This window comes from Enterococcus sp. AZ167 (genome assembly GCF_051714025.1).
GTDB lineage: Bacteria > Bacillota > Bacilli > Lactobacillales > Enterococcaceae > Enterococcus_D > Enterococcus_D casseliflavus.
In genome coordinates, this window is record NZ_JBIORB010000001.1 from 941,882 (window position 1) to 957,374 (window position 15,493).

Consider the following 15,493-nt stretch of genomic DNA (forward strand, 5'->3'; position numbering starts at 1 on the left):
CGAAATCAGAAAAAAAAGCCGCAAGCATGTCATCCATACTTGCGGCGTGAGCTTACATTTGATCCAATAATTCTTTAACGATCGCATTGACTTGATTGCCGTCTGCTTTGCCTTTAACTTGTGGCATTACAGCACCCATCACTTTTCCAAATTCTTTGGAAGAAGAAGCACCAGTCTTTTCAATCGCTCCAGCGACGATTTGGCGGATTTCCGCTTCATCGAGTTGTGCTGGCAAATATTTTTCAACAACTGCAATTTCAACTTTGACTTTCTCTGCTAGATCATTTCGGTCAGCTTTCTCAAACTCATTTAAAGAATCACGACGCTGTTTCATCTCACGAGACAAAACGGTCAACTCTTCTTCTTCATTCAAGTCAGAACCTTTTTTGATCTGCTCATTTTGAATTGATGCTTTCAACATGCGGATCACCTGCAAGGTTTCCTTGTCTTTGGCTTTCATCGCTGTCTTCATGTCATCATTCAGTGTACTTAGTAGTGTCACACTACCAGCTCCAATTCTCAAAACAGTAGAAAATTAGAATTTTTTGCGTTTTCTAGCTGCTTCAGATTTTTTCTTACGCTTTACGCTAGGTTTTTCGTAAAATTCACGTTTACGAGATTCCTGTAAAGTACCCGCTTTTGACACGGAACGTTTGAAGCGACGAAGAGCATCGTCAAGTGATTCGTTTTTGCGAACGACTGTTTTTGACATGTAAATTCCCTCCCTCCGAGCTTAAAAAGTAACCGTAGTTGTTATTGAAATAAAATCCCAAAAAACACGACTGTCCTTTAAAAATTATAGCTAACCCCTGAAAAAGTGTCAAGGCATTCTGTTAAAAAAGTCTTCGATCCCATCAAGTTTGTTTGGGTTTTCATTGACATTCTTCACAACGGCCCAAAATCTCGAAGCGATGTCCCTCGATCAAGCAGCCAGGAAGCTGTTCTTGGAAGAAGTCCATCGGGCAAATATGCAGTTCTTTTGTTTTGCCACAAACCGTGCAAATAAAGTGATGGTGATGATGGTCCTCTAATTCTGCACAGCAGTTATAGCGAAACTTCATCTCCCCGTTCAGCTCTGTTTCTTCTAAAATACCGATCTCAGAAAAATCATGCAGATTACGGTAGATCGTATCATAGCTCAAGCCAGGATACTTTTCTGACATGTATTCATGAATTTCCTTGGCTGGCAAATAGCGATTGCGTTTCACTAAATAGGTGATGATCGCTTCTCTTTTTTTGGTGTATTTAAAGCCATTTTCTTTCAATGTAGTCATGGCATGCTCAATAAGTGTTTGATTTTTCATCGTAGGCCCTCCTGATAAATCAAAATCATTCCGATTCTATCGATCTTAAGTATGGTATAATGAAATCAATAAAAAAGCAAGAGAGGATTTTTCTTATGAAGCCAACTGAACCTGAACAACCAGACTTGCAAGAAAAATTGCAAACCAGTGCCGCAGTGACGATGTTCGTGTTGTCGGACTCTGCCGGCGAAACGGCATCGAAGCTTGCACAAGCGACAATGGCCCAATACCCCAGCGTCGAATTTAACCTTTTTAGACGCACGTTTATCCACACAAAAGAGCATTTGATCAAAGCTTTGTCTGATGCAAAAAAACACAACGCCATTATTCTTCATACCTTGATCAAAGAAGAACTTGTGGATTTGACGAATCATTTTTGTGAAGAAGCTGACCTTTACCATTTCGACGTATTGACCCCTCCAGTAAGTGAAGTAGAACGACGAACTGGCGTAGCACCTTCACGAGAGCCAGGGGCTTTGCACCACTTGAACGAAAATTATTTCAAACGCATCAAAGCCATGGAATTTGCGGTTATGTACGATGATGGGAAAGACCCTCGTGGCTTCTTGGAAGCAGATGTCGTGTTACTAGGGGTTTCTCGGACGTCAAAAACGCCTTTGAGTCTATTTCTAGCAAACAAAAATTTAAAAGTTGCTAACCTGCCTTTAGTACCGCAAGCCCACATCCCAAAACAGCTCTGGGAAATCGATCCGAAAAAAATCGTCGGGCTAACAAACGATCCGAATGTGTTAAACAGTATTCGCAAAGAACGGATGCGCTCCTACGGCTTGAACCCAGATTCTGCGTATTCCGATATAGAAAAAATCAAAGCGGAGCTGACGTTTGCCAATGATCTGTATGAAAAACTAGGCTGTGTCGTGATCAATGTCGCTTCTCTTTCCATCGAAGAAACCGCCTCTATGATTTTAAATGCATTAAACTTAGAAGATCATAGCTATTACACGTCAGAAACGAAAGACTAACATCGATGAAGCAATGAAAAATGGTGAGCAGAAAATCTTCTGCTCACCGTTTTTGGTCTGTGGCTCATTTATTATTATTCTCTTTTAGAACACTTGCAGCCCTTCACGATCGATTTGTAATTGTTCGATATACGCATTGCTCTCCAAGGCATGCAAAAGTTTTGAGATTCGTTCTGCCCGTTCCTCTGGGACGATCGCTAAGACCGTAGGACCTGCGCCGCTTAAGAAACAGCCATAGCCGCCTTCTTCTTCGCAGATTTGGCGAATGGTCGACAAGTGCGGCACAAGCTTTTCCCTATAGGCTTCATGAAAACGATCCTGTTGCATCAATTTTCCTGCAAGAGGCAGATTGCCATTGATGACCGCTGCGATCATCACGTTGGCGATCGCACTGGCTTCGACAGCTTGCTCGTGCGAAAGGGTCTGCGGCAAGACTTGACGACTTGCTTCAGTCAACAGTTCTTCATGAGGAATATAGGCAATGATCTCGCACTCTGGAAAATGATGCTTGACTAAATACGTATGCTTGTGCTGATGGTCGTAAGCAGCAACCGCAAAATCTCCATAAATCGCTGGTCCAACGTTGTCAGGATGCCCTTCGATGGCAGTTGCGATCTCAAGCTTTTGTGCTGCACTCAGATTCATGTGGGCCATGCGGTTGGCTAGTTCAATCCCGGCGACGATCACCGAGGAACTGCTGCCTAAGCCTCTTGCCAAAGGAATGTCCGAACTCATTCGGATTTTCAAAGGCTTCATGTTTGGTGCTAATTTCAATGCCACACGCAAAAGCAAGTTGGTTTCATCCGTTGGGATCTCTGAACCTAGCTCATGGATGATTTCCCACGTATCGTTTTCTTTTAAAACTTCAATGAACAAATACTTTGACAGGGCAATCCCGCAGGAATCAAAACCAGGCCCTAAGTTCGCACTGGTTGCAGGAACGCGGATCTTCATAGATTGGCAACTCCTTCACGAAGATGCTGACGCATTTCTTCTAAATCACTCATCTTATTGATGGTTACTTCTGTCGCTTTGATAGCTGTATCAGGATCCTTCAGACCATTTCCAGTAAAGACGGCAACGACAGTCTCACCTGGTTTGATTTTACCTGCTTTCACGTGCTGGATGACACCAGCCAGCGAGGCAGCTGAGCCTGGTTCAATAAACACACCATCTTGCGCAGCAATTTTACGGTAAGCATTCAAAATTTCCTCATCGGTTACTGCATCGATGTGTCCATTTGATTCATCACGAGCGGCTTCTGCCAACTGCCAGCTGGCTGGATTGCCGATCCGAATCGCTGTAGCAATCGTTTCTGGTTGTTCGATGACTTCACCACGGACGATCGCAGCAGCACCTTCAGCTTCAAACCCATGCATTCTTGGCAACGCGGTGCCTTTTTTCTCATGCCATTCTTTGAACCCTTTCCAATATGCCGAGATATTCCCTGCATTACCGACAGGAATCGCAAGAACATCCGGTGCTTGTCCTAATTGTTCGCATACTTCAAAGGCCGCTGTTTTTTGTCCTTCTAAACGATAAGGATTGACTGAGTTTACTAGCGCCACGGCTTCGGTTTCTGCAATATCTCGTACTGCTTTTAACGCTTCATCAAAGTTTCCTGGGATCGAAATGATGTCGGCTCCATAAACGATTGCTTGCGCCAATTTTCCCATAGCGATCTTGCCATCTGGAATAACAACATAGGCTTTGATCCCCGCTCTGGTCGCATAAGCTGCTGCTGCCGCACTGGTATTTCCTGTCGATGCACAGACGATTGCTTTGGCACCTTCTTCCACCGCTTTTGCCACCGCCATGACCATCCCTCGGTCTTTAAAAGAGCCTGTCGGATTCAGCCCTTCGTATTTTCCATACAATTGAATCCCTAATTCCTTGGAAAGGCTTGGTAAGGGAATCAACGGCGTGTTGCCTTCAGCCAGCGACAATGCTGGTGTATTTTCGTTGACTGGCAGATATTCCTTGTATTGATGCAATAATCCTTGATACATGTTTATTCCTCCATCACTTTCATTATTTGTATGTCTTGTGCATCGGTATAAGTTGCGAGTTTTTCTGTTAACTCTTTTTCGCTCATTGGATTGGTGATTCCAGCTATTCGTTGGTCTGCTTCGTTGAACACCGTTTGCTCAAACGCAAACCATTCTGGAAGAGCGTTCCCTTTGATCTCTTGACTTGAAAAAGACACATAATGCTGGCTAGGGACTTCTTCTACAGATGCTAATGCTGTTTCTTTTTCAAAAGTTAGAAAAGGTTCAACGATCCCAAAGCTTTTATTTTTTGCTAAAACGGTCAAATCCGCTACCACGCTGGTGGCCGTTGGTCGTGATCCTGCTCCTGGTCCATAAACCATTGATTGATCGATGCCTTCACTCTCGATAAAAATGCCATTAAACTCGTTTTGGATCGTCGCTAACGCATGGTTTTTCGGCACTAATACAGGTCCAACTGACACAGTAAGGGAACCGTCAACTGTCTTTTGTGCTGCACCGATCAACTTCACTTCATAACCAAAGGCTTGTGCCTGCTTAATATCTGCCACAGCTAAGCCGCGGATGCCTTTTGTTGCCACATCAGCAACATGGATCGTTTTCCCAAAAGCAAATTTGGTCAGGATCACCATTTTATAGGCCGCATCAATACCGTCAACATCATTAGTAGGATCTGATTCGGCAAAACCTTTTGCTTGGGCTTGTGACAAAGCATCTTCATAGGTCATGCCATCTTCCGTCATTTTTGTCAGCATATAATTGGTCGTCCCATTGACGATACCAAAAATCCCTGTGATGGTATCAGGCAGATAGTGGGTGCTCAATGTACGCAAGATCGGAATGCCACCACCCACGCTGGCTTCATAATAAAGAGACACCCCGGCTTTTTCAGCGATTGCCAGCAGTTCAGGTCCATGGGTGGCAATCAAGTCTTTATTTGCCGTCACAACGTGCTTCTTATTTTCTAAAGCAGCTGAAATAAACGCTTTTGCCGGATCGATCTTCCCGATCAATTCCACAATTACGTCGATGGTCTCATCTTCAAACAACTCATTTGCCTCATTCGTCAACGCAAACCCGTACTTAGCCGCTAACGCAGACTTATCCTCGTAAGGCGAAGCTAATGCTTTCGTGATTTGCACACTGACTCCTGTGCGTGCCAGAATGGCTTCTTTTTGCTCTGCCAACACTTGGCATACCCCGCTGCCGACAACACCCATTCCTAATAATCCAATGTTCAATTGCTTACCCATAATGCCCCCTAACTGAAAACGTTATTAAAAACCGTTCATCTAATTTTAATATTTCCACTAGCATACCAAAAACAATAAGAAAAAACTAGGACTTTTGAGAAATTCTCGCCCTAGTTTTAACGGTGATGGATATGTTCGAATGTTTTTTGCAAAATATCCACAACATGTTTGTCATCAAGACTATAAAGGATGGTTTTTCCTTGTCTTTCCGACTTTACGATCCGATTATCTTTCAAAAGTTTCAGCTGATGAGAAACTGCTGATTGTTCCATATGTACTTGTTCTGCAATCGAAGTGACATTGCGCTCTCCTTCTTGAAGAGACAACAAAATTTTTAGTCTAGTGGGATCACTAAGCATTTTAAAAATCTGTGTTACTTGCTGAATTTCTTCTAGTTTCGGCGTAGTCATCGCGCCACATCCTCTCTTATTTCCTTTTGCATTTTAGCCCTTGATAGACAGCTTGTCAATCAATGCTCGACGATCAAGGAGAAGAAACGAGCTAAAAGACAAGAATAGATCCAAGCGTCAGAAAATTCCCTTTAGAAGCTTCGGTCCCTCAACACCTGTTTGCTGAGGGAAGCGAACGCTTCTTTTTCTACCACTCGGATCATTCAGTCAATTGCAATTTTTTTGATTATGAAGACATCAGATGACTTTATTCACCTGTGATTTCTTCGATCGCTGCTTGCAGATCAGCAATTTTTTGTTCTGCTTCTTCTGCCGTATCGCCTTTTACACCAATATAAAACTTGATTTTAGGTTCGGTCCCAGAAGGACGAACAGCAATCCAGCTTTCATCTTCCAAGGTGTATTTCAAAACATCAGAAGGCGGTGTGGTCATTTTTTGTTGGTGACCATCTAAGCCCACACGAGTCAACAATTTAAAGTCTTCTGTTTGCACGACAGGGGTTCCTGCGAAGACGGAAGGTGCTTTTTCACGGAAAGTCTTCATCAAGGCAGCAATCTTAGTTGCCCCTTCCATGCCGCTCATCGTTACAGAAATCGTTTTTTCTGCATAGTAGCCGTACTCTTCAAAAATATCTTGCAGACCATCATACAATGTTTTGTCTGATTGTTTGTAAAAAGCAGCCACTTCTGCTAATAAAACGAGCGCTTGGATCGCGTCCTTGTCCCGTACGAATGGTTTAACTAAGTAGCCATAGCTTTCTTCAAAGCCAAACATGAAAGTTTGAGAATGGTCTGTTTCAAATTGTTGGATTTTTTCGGCAATAAATTTAAAGCCAGTTAAAACATTGATCATATCAACATCGTAGGATTTAGCGATCGCTGTTGGCAATTCACTAGAAACGATCGATTTTAAGACTGCTGCATTTTCTGGCAATGTTCCAGCTGTTTTATGGGCTTCTAGAATGTAACGGATCATCAATGCACCTAACTGGTTACCTGTCAAGACTTGGTAGTTGCCATCTGGCATTCTTACTGCAGCCCCTAAGCGATCGGCATCTGGATCTGTTGCGATCAATAGATCAGCACCTTCTTTTTCTCCTAAAGCAATCGCATATTCAAAGGCAGAGTGCTCTTCTGGATTCGGTGATTTTACTGTACTGAAGTTTGGATCAGCAACCGCTTGTGAGGGTTCAATAATGAATTGTTGGAAACCAGCTTGTTTCAACGCTTTCTCGCCAAGCATCCGCCCTGTTCCGTGAAGTGGTGTATAGACAAGTTTCAAATCTTTGCCCACCGTATCGATCAATTCTTGATCGATCGTGACTTCTTTGATTTCTTTCAGATAGGCAGTATCGATTTCTTCGCCAATAATAGAGATCAAGCCGCTGTTTTTGGCTTCTTCTTCACTTAATACAGGGATCTCCAACGGATTTTCAATTTCCCGAACAAATTTTGTCAATGCATCCGCATCTGCTGGTGGCATTTGCCCACCATCTTCCCCATATACTTTGTAGCCATTGTATTCGGCTGGATTGTGAGAAGCAGTGATCATGATTCCAGTAAAGGTTTTTAAGTAACGCACAGCAAAAGATAATTCTGGCGTCGGACGTAAGCTTTCAAAGACAAAGGCTGGAATATCATGTTTTGCCAATGTTTTTGCTGCTTCCATCGCGAACTCAGGTGAAAAATGACGGGAATCATAGGCAATCGCTACGCCACGACGTCTTGTTTCGGGATCTTGTGTATCCATAAAGCGAGCCAAGCCTTCCGTTGCTTGACGAATCGTATAAATGTTCATCCGATTGATACCAGGTCCTAAAATCCCTCGCATGCCAGCAGTCCCAAATTCCAAAGGCATATAAAAAGCGTCTTCTAACATCGCAGGATCTGCTTCTAATGCGGTCAATTGTTCTTTTAATTGTGGATCTAAGTGTTCACTGTTTTTCCATTGATTAAATGTTTGTTCCCATGCCATAAAATAACCTCTCCTTTTTCCGTTAAAATGCTCTAAAATTAGTATAACACTACTTACAGATTTCTCAAAGAATAACCAAACGAAAAATAAAAAAAGCTGCTATCAAAAGTGATTGACACTTTAAATATAACAGCTAATTCCATTAGATTATTTTGTTAATTGCGCATCCTTTTGTGTTTCAATAAAATCAAACACTTGTTGACCAGCAATACTGCCATCGCCGACTGCCGTTGTGATTTGACGCAAGCCTTTTTCACGAACATCGCCAATCGCGTAAACACCAGGAATTGAAGTTTCCATCTGATCATTTGTTAAGATCCAGCCAGCATCATTCGTGATACCGCTAGCTTTGAATGGTTCTGTCAACGGATCTAAACCAACATAGATAAAGACACCGCCAGCAGCTTCTTCTGTCACTTCATCCGTTTTTACGTTTCTGATTTGCACGCCAGTTACGACCATCTCATTGCCTTTGATTTCTTCCACAACAGAATCCCAAATAAAAGAGATTTTCTCGTTGGCAAATGCGCGGTCTTGGATGATTTTTTGTGCTCGTAATTCATCACGACGGTGAACGATCGTTACTTCAGAAGCAAATTGCGTTAAGTAGATAGCTTCTTCGACTGCTGAGTCGCCTCCACCAACAACGATCAAGCGTTTGTTACGGAAAAAGGCACCGTCACAAACCGCACAGTATGAAACTCCGCGTCCTGCGAATTCTTCTTCGCCTTTGACGCCTAACTTTCTATGTACACATCCTGTGGCAATGATGACTGTTTTCCCTTGATAGGTTTTGTCTTCGGTGGCAACTTCTTTGAACTCCCCTTGATCCGTGATGCTTTGAACGATCCCATAGGCATTTTCAACACCAAATTTAATGGCACCTTCATACATTTTAAATGCTAATTCAGGGCCTAAGATTGATTCGAAGCCAGGATAGTTTTCAACCTCAGCCGTATTGTTCATTTGTCCGCCAGGTGCTCCTCGTTCAATCATTAGTACTGATAAATTCGATCTTGACGCATAAAGCGCTGCTGTCATCCCCGCAGGGCCTGCGCCGATGATAATTACATCATACATATATTTCCCTCCAATTTGGACTACCCATACTTTACTTTCAAAAGCAAATTCTTTCAACTCATCTGCTTACAAAAAATAATAAGATATTCCTGCTTTTACTTTTGAAAATTACATTGACTTTCTTTTCAATTTTTGTAAAATTTTCACGATACGTCTATTATATAGAAAATAAGGAGTCCTTACAATTGAATAAGAAAAAACTTTTAGGAAAATCAGACCGTGAACTGATTTTTCTCAGCTGGCCGATTTTTGTTGAGCTATTTTTGCGGGTCGTTATTGGGAATGTCAACGTTTGGATGATTTCTCATTATTCCGAGCCAGCAGTAGCGGCCGTCAGTGCTGCCAATCAACTATTGAATTTAACGGTCTTTATTTACGGTTTCATCACCGTGGGTACTCAGATCATTATCGCACAATTGATTGGTGCGAAAAAACGCGACCAGATACCGAAAGTCATCAATACCGCTCTTTTTGGGTCATTGTTCATCGGGATTTTGATCAGCTTGATGTTCCTTTTCGGCTCAACCTACCTTTTGCGATTCATGGGCTTAGATGCTGAATTAGTTGCTTTAGGTCATGGATACTTACAAGTGTATGGCGGAAGTCTGTTCCTTTCATCGATCACGGCGGTCATAATTGCTGTCATGCGTAGCCACAGTTTCACAAAACCTGCGTTATTGGTACCGATGTTTGCTAGTATCCTAGCCGTCATTGGCAATTACTTTGTCTTATACAGCCCCTTTGGTTTACCGAATTTCGGTGTGACTGGATTGGCATTTTCTAGCGTCTTTGGTAATTCGATCGGTTTACTAATTGCCGCCATGTTGCTGAAGAAACATGTGAATTTTTCTGTTTTATCTGCCCGTTTCTCGAATGTCTCTTGGGGCGTGATGAAAAACATTTTGACTTACGGATTGCCTTCTTCTGGCGAGTCTCTTTCCTATCAAGGAGCGCAAGTCGTGGTGACGATGATCGTGGCTCAACTTGGCGCAAGTGTCTTGATTGCAAAATCTTACGTAACAGCTATCACCCAATTTGTTTATTTGATCGCCTCCGCATTAAGTCAAGGAAACCAAATCATGATTGGCCGCAATGTCGGTGCGGGTGAATTCGATCGTGCGCATCAGCGAGGCATGCGCACGATGGTGATCGGGATCATCGCCTCGGTAACGATCTGCTTATTGACCTATCTATTTATTGAACCGATCATGGGGATCTTTACTTCCAATACCGAAGTAATCGAGATTGCTAAAGGTGTCTTTTTAGTAGAGATCGTCTTAGAAACAGCGCGTGCAGTCAATATGATCCTAGTTGGTTCATTAAATGCAAGTGGTGACGTGAAGTTCCCATTGATCTGCAGCCTAATTGTTCTATGGGTCATCAGCTTACCGTTTTCCTACTCACTTGCCATCGTCTTGAAATTTGGCTTGATCGGCGTTTGGATCGCTTATGCCATTGACGAAGCATTGCGCAGTGTCTTAATGATCTATCGCTGGCATTCTGGGGTATGGAAAACTAAATCTGTCGTTCATCCACAAGAAACAGAACCCGAAGTATTGCCAGAAGCATAATTAAAGTCCAGCGGTCTCGGTGACTGCTGGACTTTTTTGTTTTCCATAAAAAATAAAATGCGCCAAGAAGTTTGCTTGGTTTTTTTGAAGACTTTGCTCTATACTTGTCTCAGAAGCTATCGACTACGATTTACATTAAAAGGAGCGTTTGCTATGTCAATCTATGACTACCAAGCAACATTGGAAAATGGCGAAACTTATTCGCTAGCAAAATACGAAGGTCAACCGCTAGTGATCGTCAATACAGCTACGAAGTGTGGTTTGAGCCCGCAGTTCAAAGAATTACAAGGTCTTTATGAAACTTATAAAGACCAAGGGTTGGTCGTTTTAGGGTTTCCTTCTGATCAGTTCAAACAAGAAGTCGGGTCAGCCGAAGAAGCCGCAGCCGCTTGCCGAACCACCTATGGTGTCGACTTTCCGATGCACAAGTTAACGGTGATCAATGGCAAAGACGCAGATCCCTTGTTTCGCTATTTGGAAGAAGAAGCACCGGGTACACTAGGCAAAGCCATTAAGTGGAATTTTACGAAATTCTTGGTGGACCGCCAAGGTAAAGTCGTTGAGCGTTTTGCTCCACAAACTAATCCTCAAAAAATGATTCCAGAAATCGAAAAAGTTCTTTAAAAAAACTGATAAAGGCGACCTCAAGGACAAAACATGTCATCCTTAAGGTCGCCTTTTTTGCACTTGCTTCAACGCAAACATTTTACAGTACTCTAATTGTCGGTTATCAAAAATCTCTGAGCAGCCATTTCTACTTATAGAAATCATTTGTTAAAAAGTTTTTTAAAAAGACTTTAAAAAAACTGCAGTTGATCTACTTAGATTTCTCTAAGGGATCAACTGCAGCTTCTTATGATTAGTTATTCGATAAATCTTCACCGTTTGAAGCAATCACTTGTTTGTACCAATCAAATGATTTTTTCTTTGTTCGTTTCAAGGTGCCGTTTCCTTCATTGTCACGGTCCACATAAATGAAACCATAGCGTTTTTTCATTTCACCTGTTCCAGCTGAAACTAAATCGATACAACCCCAAGTCGTGTAACCCAATAAGTCGACACCATCTTGTTCAACCGCATCTTTCATTGCTTGAATATGTTCTGCCAAATATTGAATGCGGTAATCATCTTCCACATAGCCATCTGCATCTGGTGTATCCACAGCTCCTAAGCCATTTTCAACGATGAACAATGGTTTTTGGTAGCGATCATAAATGTCATTCATCGTGATCCGCAAACCAAGTGGATCAATCTGCCACCCCCACTCACTTGCTTCCAAGTATGGGTTTTTCACAGAGGCAAAAATATTGCCAGCCGTTTGTTCTAATAACTCAGCGTCCGTGGTCGATACGCGTGAAGAATAGTAAGAGAAGGAAATAAAGTCTACGGTGTGAGCTTTCAACAGCTCAAGGTCGCCTTCTTCCATTTTGATTTCGATCCCATTGCGTTCCATTTCTTTCAGCGCATATTGTGGATATTCCCCACGTGATTGAACATCAATAAAGAAATAGTTTTCGCGATCTGCTTTGCGTGATTCCCAGACATCTTCTGGTTTGCTTGTATATGGATAGTATGCGCCAGCAGCTAACATACAGCCTACTTTGTTCTCAGGATCGACTTCATGAGCGATTTTCGTTGCGATCGCAGAGGCCAATAGCTCATGGTGAGCCGCTTGGTATTTCACTTGCTCAACGTTATCGCCTTCTTCAAAGTAAAGACCTGCTCCCATAAATGGCGCATGGAGAATCATGTTGATTTCGTTGAAGGTCAACCAGTATTTTACTAATCCTTTGTAACGGTTGAAAATCACGTTACACAAGTTTTCATAGAATCCGACCAATTCACGAGAACGCCATGCCCCGTATTTTTCAACTAAATGCATTGGGCAATCAAAGTGAGTGATCGTTACTAATGGTTCGATCCCATATTTGTGGCATTCTTTGAAAAGATCTTCATAGAACTTCAAGCCGTCTTCATTTGGTTCTGTTTCATCCCCTTTAGGGAAAATCCGACTCCAAGCGATCGACAAACGGTAGGTTTTAAAGCCCATTTCGCCAAATAGCGCGATGTCTTCTTTGTAGCGATGATACATATCGATCGCTTCTTTTGCTGGGTAGAAATGTTCGTCATCAAAATCGAACATTTTCATTTGACCAGTAATGACTGGAAAACGATCTTTGCCGATCGGTACCACGTCAACGTTTGCCAAGCCGCGTCCGCCTTCTTGGTAGCCTCCTTCACATTGATTGGCAGCTGTTGCGCCGCCCCATAAAAAGTCTTTTCTAAATGCCATGTTTCTTTCCTACTTTCTCTTTATTTAACTAGTTCGCGATCAAGTTCGCGGGCTACTTCATCTTGTACTTCTACGCCTTCTTTTTCAAGACGTGCGATCGTTTCCTTAAATTTAGGCAAGTGATCTTTGTGGGCAATAAACAGTTCGTCCATGACACGTTTTGCCGTATCACCTGATGGAACCAATGGGTTGATGGTGAAGGCCTGTAATGCGATATTGTAATCCCCCGTCACAGCTGCTTCGATCGTTAATAATTCCATTGCTTTCATTACCTGTAACCAACCTTTTTCAGCTGTCGGTAACTCACCAAAGGCAACATTTCTAGCCCCTTGTCCGCCAACGTAAGCTGTTACTTCGACTACGCAATCGGCAGGAAGATCTGGAACGGCGCCTTCATTTTTGGTTGAAACGACGATTTGGGTATTTTTATTAGCATAAATGGAAGCAATCGTTTCACACGCTGCATCTGAGTAGTAAGCACCACCACGTTTTTGCAGCTGTTCTGGTTTATGATCCAATTCAGGATCTTTGTACAACTCAAACAATTCGGCTTCGGTTTGTTTCACTTGCTGTGCGCGTGTACCGACAGTCTTGTACTCTTCGATCGCATGATTCAACATTTCTTCTTGACGATAGTAATAACGGTGATACCCGCAAGGAATCATCTTCATTTGTTCCAGCTGTTCTTTGTAAAATGGTACATCAAAGATATTCTTCGGTAAGCCATTGTCTTCTTCATACATTTTATCAATAATGTCCATCGTAACGTCATTGCCGTGTGAGTCGGTAACTTTGTGCCAGTGAAAGTGGTTCAATCCTGCAAATTTGTAAATCAATTCGTCAGGTTCTTTGCCAAGCAACGCAGGTTCAACCATCGTTGCCATGACAGGCACGTTACACAACCCGATGACTTTGTCCCATTTTCCGTAACGCACGATTGCTTCAGTCACCATACCGCTTGGATTCGCAAAGTTGATCAACCAGGCATCGGGACACAAGCGTTTCATGTCTTCAACGATTTCAAGAATGATTGGAACCGTACGAAACGCTTTGAACATACCACCAGGGCCGTTGGTTTCTTGACCAATCATGCCGTAATAGGCAGGAATTCGTTCATCTTTGATACGGGCATTCAGCAATCCTACTCGGAATTGAGTCGTAACGAAATCAGCATCTTTTAACGCTTCTTCTCGATCCAATGTCATGTGGATTTTTACATCGTAGGGTGACGCATCCCACATCCGTTGTGCCATCGCACCAACGATTGCTAATTTTTCTTTTCCTGCTTCGATATCTACTAGCCAAATCTCACGAATCGGCAATTCTTCATAGCGTTTGATAAAGCCTTCCATTAACTCCGGGGTATAGCTGCTGCCGCCACCAATGGTTGCAATTTTAATTCCTTTTGTCATTGTATTGCTCCTTTGCTATTTTATTTACATTCTTATTATCATTCATAAAAACATTTGATTCAATGTAAATAGCATATTTAGAAAAAGCGTTTGCAAATCTCGCTTCTTCTTGCAGGTGTTTTGTAAAAAAGATTTACAAAGAGCATCAAATAAGGAATAATTAGGATGTAAACGATTCGCTAGGTACTGAGTAAAAACGAATTTCTGTAAAAACCATTTACAAATAATCATAAAAAAATGTAAAAAGGAGCATGTATTCCATGTTGTTACAAGAAAAAATGCGCCAAATCAAACTAGCACCCGCCGAACGATCGTTGATTGATTATTTATTAGCCAATCCGACCGCGATGGCGGATCAAACCATCAAGGAATTATCTGAAAAAACCTATGTTCATCCTTCTACTTTTATTCGGATCGCCAAAAAATTAGGCTTCAATGGTTGGCTCGACTTAAAAACGGCCTTTGTGGAAGAGCAAACTTATATGAGCAGCCATTTTACCGATGTGGATGCGAACTTTCCCTTCTCTTCCCATGACGGTATTATGACCATCGCCAAAAAGTTGGCAAAGCTTGAACAAACAACGATCGAAGATACGCTTTCCTTGATCCATCATGATGAATTACAAAAAGCGAAACAATCGTTGCTCAATGCCAACCATATCAGGATTTTCGCCAGCAATGCCAACACCTTGATTTCTCAAGACTTTGTTTTGAAGATGCGGCGTTTAGGAAAAAGTATCCACGTCTGCGATACCTTCGGCGAAAGTGCCTATGAGGCATCCAACTGTACCTCCGATACGACCGCGATTTTGATTTCTTACACAGGTGAAAACAAAATGGTTAAAGAAATCGGTAAGATCCTCGCCGAACGGCAGGTCTCCATCATTGGGATGACTAGTATTGGCGAGAATGCGTTAGCGAAATTAAGCGATTGTGTCTTAAATATCACAACAAGAGAAAGGCTTTATTCAAAGATCGCGAATTTTACGATCAATACCTCAGTTTGCTACTTGCTAGATTTGTTGTATGCAGTCGTCTTTTCGGAGCACTATGAGAAAAATCTGCAGCATTTGATCGATATTGGGATGGCGTATGATAAGCGCCCCACTTCATCAACTATAATCGCTGAACCAACCTATGATAAAAACCTTCATTATAAGGACTCACTGTTTCCCAATTAAATGACTGTCAAAAAGCGATCGC

General features: G+C 42.3%; 15 protein-coding genes. 4 read left to right on the forward strand and 11 right to left on the reverse strand.

Annotated features, from left to right (window positions below):
* Positions 1-52 precede the first annotated feature (52 nt).
* From IGJ05_RS04435 to IGJ05_RS04445, 3 genes are all read right to left on the reverse strand, one after another.
* On the reverse strand, positions 53-502 hold the full coding sequence (locus IGJ05_RS04435; protein ID WP_005225841.1) for a GatB/YqeY domain-containing protein: 450 nt from the start codon (positions 500-502) through the stop codon (positions 53-55).
* A 33-nt stretch (positions 503-535) separates the two neighbouring features.
* On the reverse strand, positions 536-712 hold the full coding sequence (gene rpsU / locus IGJ05_RS04440) for a 30S ribosomal protein S21 (protein WP_002356740.1): 177 nt from the start codon (positions 710-712) through the stop codon (positions 536-538).
* 160 nt (positions 713-872) lie between these two features.
* Positions 873-1,304 (reverse strand): Fur family transcriptional regulator, encoded by a 432-nt coding sequence (locus IGJ05_RS04445; protein ID WP_005225833.1) that lies wholly within the window; start codon positions 1,302-1,304, stop codon positions 873-875.
* Between the two features lie 95 nt (positions 1,305-1,399).
* Here IGJ05_RS04445 and IGJ05_RS04450 point away from each other — a divergent pair, with 95 nt between their 5' ends.
* Entirely contained in the window at positions 1,400-2,287 is an 888-nt protein-coding gene (locus IGJ05_RS04450; RefSeq protein WP_010748043.1) for a pyruvate, water dikinase regulatory protein, read from the forward strand.
* A gap of 84 nt (positions 2,288-2,371) precedes the next feature.
* On the opposite strand, the gene thrB is transcribed toward IGJ05_RS04450, so the two are convergent.
* The 6 genes from thrB to trxB form a co-directional block, all read right to left on the reverse strand.
* Positions 2,372-3,241 carry a homoserine kinase gene (gene thrB / locus IGJ05_RS04455; RefSeq protein WP_005225831.1) on the reverse strand — a complete coding sequence of 290 codons (870 nt, stop codon included), beginning with the start codon at positions 3,239-3,241 and terminating at the stop codon, positions 2,372-2,374.
* Positions 3,238-4,296 carry a threonine synthase gene (gene thrC / locus IGJ05_RS04460; protein ID WP_005225830.1) on the reverse strand — a complete coding sequence of 353 codons (1,059 nt, stop codon included), beginning with the start codon at positions 4,294-4,296 and terminating at the stop codon, positions 3,238-3,240. The genes thrB and thrC overlap by 4 nt, the downstream gene beginning before the upstream one ends.
* 2 nt (positions 4,297-4,298) lie before the next feature.
* Positions 4,299-5,549 (reverse strand): homoserine dehydrogenase, encoded by a 1,251-nt coding sequence (locus tag IGJ05_RS04465; RefSeq protein ID WP_081116560.1) that lies wholly within the window; start codon positions 5,547-5,549, stop codon positions 4,299-4,301.
* A 116-nt stretch (positions 5,550-5,665) separates the two neighbouring features.
* The gene (locus tag IGJ05_RS04470) at positions 5,666-5,959 is read right to left on the reverse strand and encodes an ArsR/SmtB family transcription factor (RefSeq protein ID WP_005225828.1); all 294 of its coding nucleotides are present in this window, start codon (positions 5,957-5,959) and stop codon (positions 5,666-5,668) included.
* Positions 5,960-6,206: 247 nt separating this feature from the next.
* Positions 6,207-7,934 carry a phospho-sugar mutase gene (locus IGJ05_RS04475; protein WP_081116559.1) on the reverse strand — a complete coding sequence of 576 codons (1,728 nt, stop codon included), beginning with the start codon at positions 7,932-7,934 and terminating at the stop codon, positions 6,207-6,209.
* A 147-nt stretch (positions 7,935-8,081) separates the two neighbouring features.
* Positions 8,082-9,014 carry a thioredoxin-disulfide reductase gene (trxB, locus tag IGJ05_RS04480; RefSeq protein WP_015509534.1) on the reverse strand — a complete coding sequence of 311 codons (933 nt, stop codon included), beginning with the start codon at positions 9,012-9,014 and terminating at the stop codon, positions 8,082-8,084.
* 185 nt (positions 9,015-9,199) lie between these two features.
* Between trxB and IGJ05_RS04485 the strand changes: the two genes are divergently transcribed.
* Complete coding sequence (locus tag IGJ05_RS04485; protein WP_081116558.1) at positions 9,200-10,585, forward strand: MATE family efflux transporter; 1,386 nt, start codon at positions 9,200-9,202, stop codon at positions 10,583-10,585.
* Between the two features lie 153 nt (positions 10,586-10,738).
* Complete coding sequence (locus IGJ05_RS04490; RefSeq protein ID WP_005235460.1) at positions 10,739-11,209, forward strand: glutathione peroxidase; 471 nt, start codon at positions 10,739-10,741, stop codon at positions 11,207-11,209.
* A 235-nt stretch (positions 11,210-11,444) separates the two neighbouring features.
* Here the strand turns inward: IGJ05_RS04490 and IGJ05_RS04495 are convergent, their stop codons facing one another.
* Positions 11,445-12,878, reverse strand: coding sequence for a 6-phospho-beta-glucosidase (locus IGJ05_RS04495; protein ID WP_008378424.1), 1,434 nt, complete (start codon positions 12,876-12,878; stop codon positions 11,445-11,447).
* A gap of 20 nt (positions 12,879-12,898) precedes the next feature.
* Complete coding sequence (locus tag IGJ05_RS04500) at positions 12,899-14,290, reverse strand: 6-phospho-beta-glucosidase (RefSeq protein WP_005225822.1); 1,392 nt, start codon at positions 14,288-14,290, stop codon at positions 12,899-12,901.
* A gap of 260 nt (positions 14,291-14,550) precedes the next feature.
* Between IGJ05_RS04500 and IGJ05_RS04505 the strand changes: the two genes are divergently transcribed.
* Positions 14,551-15,471 carry a MurR/RpiR family transcriptional regulator gene (locus tag IGJ05_RS04505; RefSeq protein WP_010748037.1) on the forward strand — a complete coding sequence of 307 codons (921 nt, stop codon included), beginning with the start codon at positions 14,551-14,553 and terminating at the stop codon, positions 15,469-15,471.
* Positions 15,472-15,493: the final 22 nt, after the last annotated feature.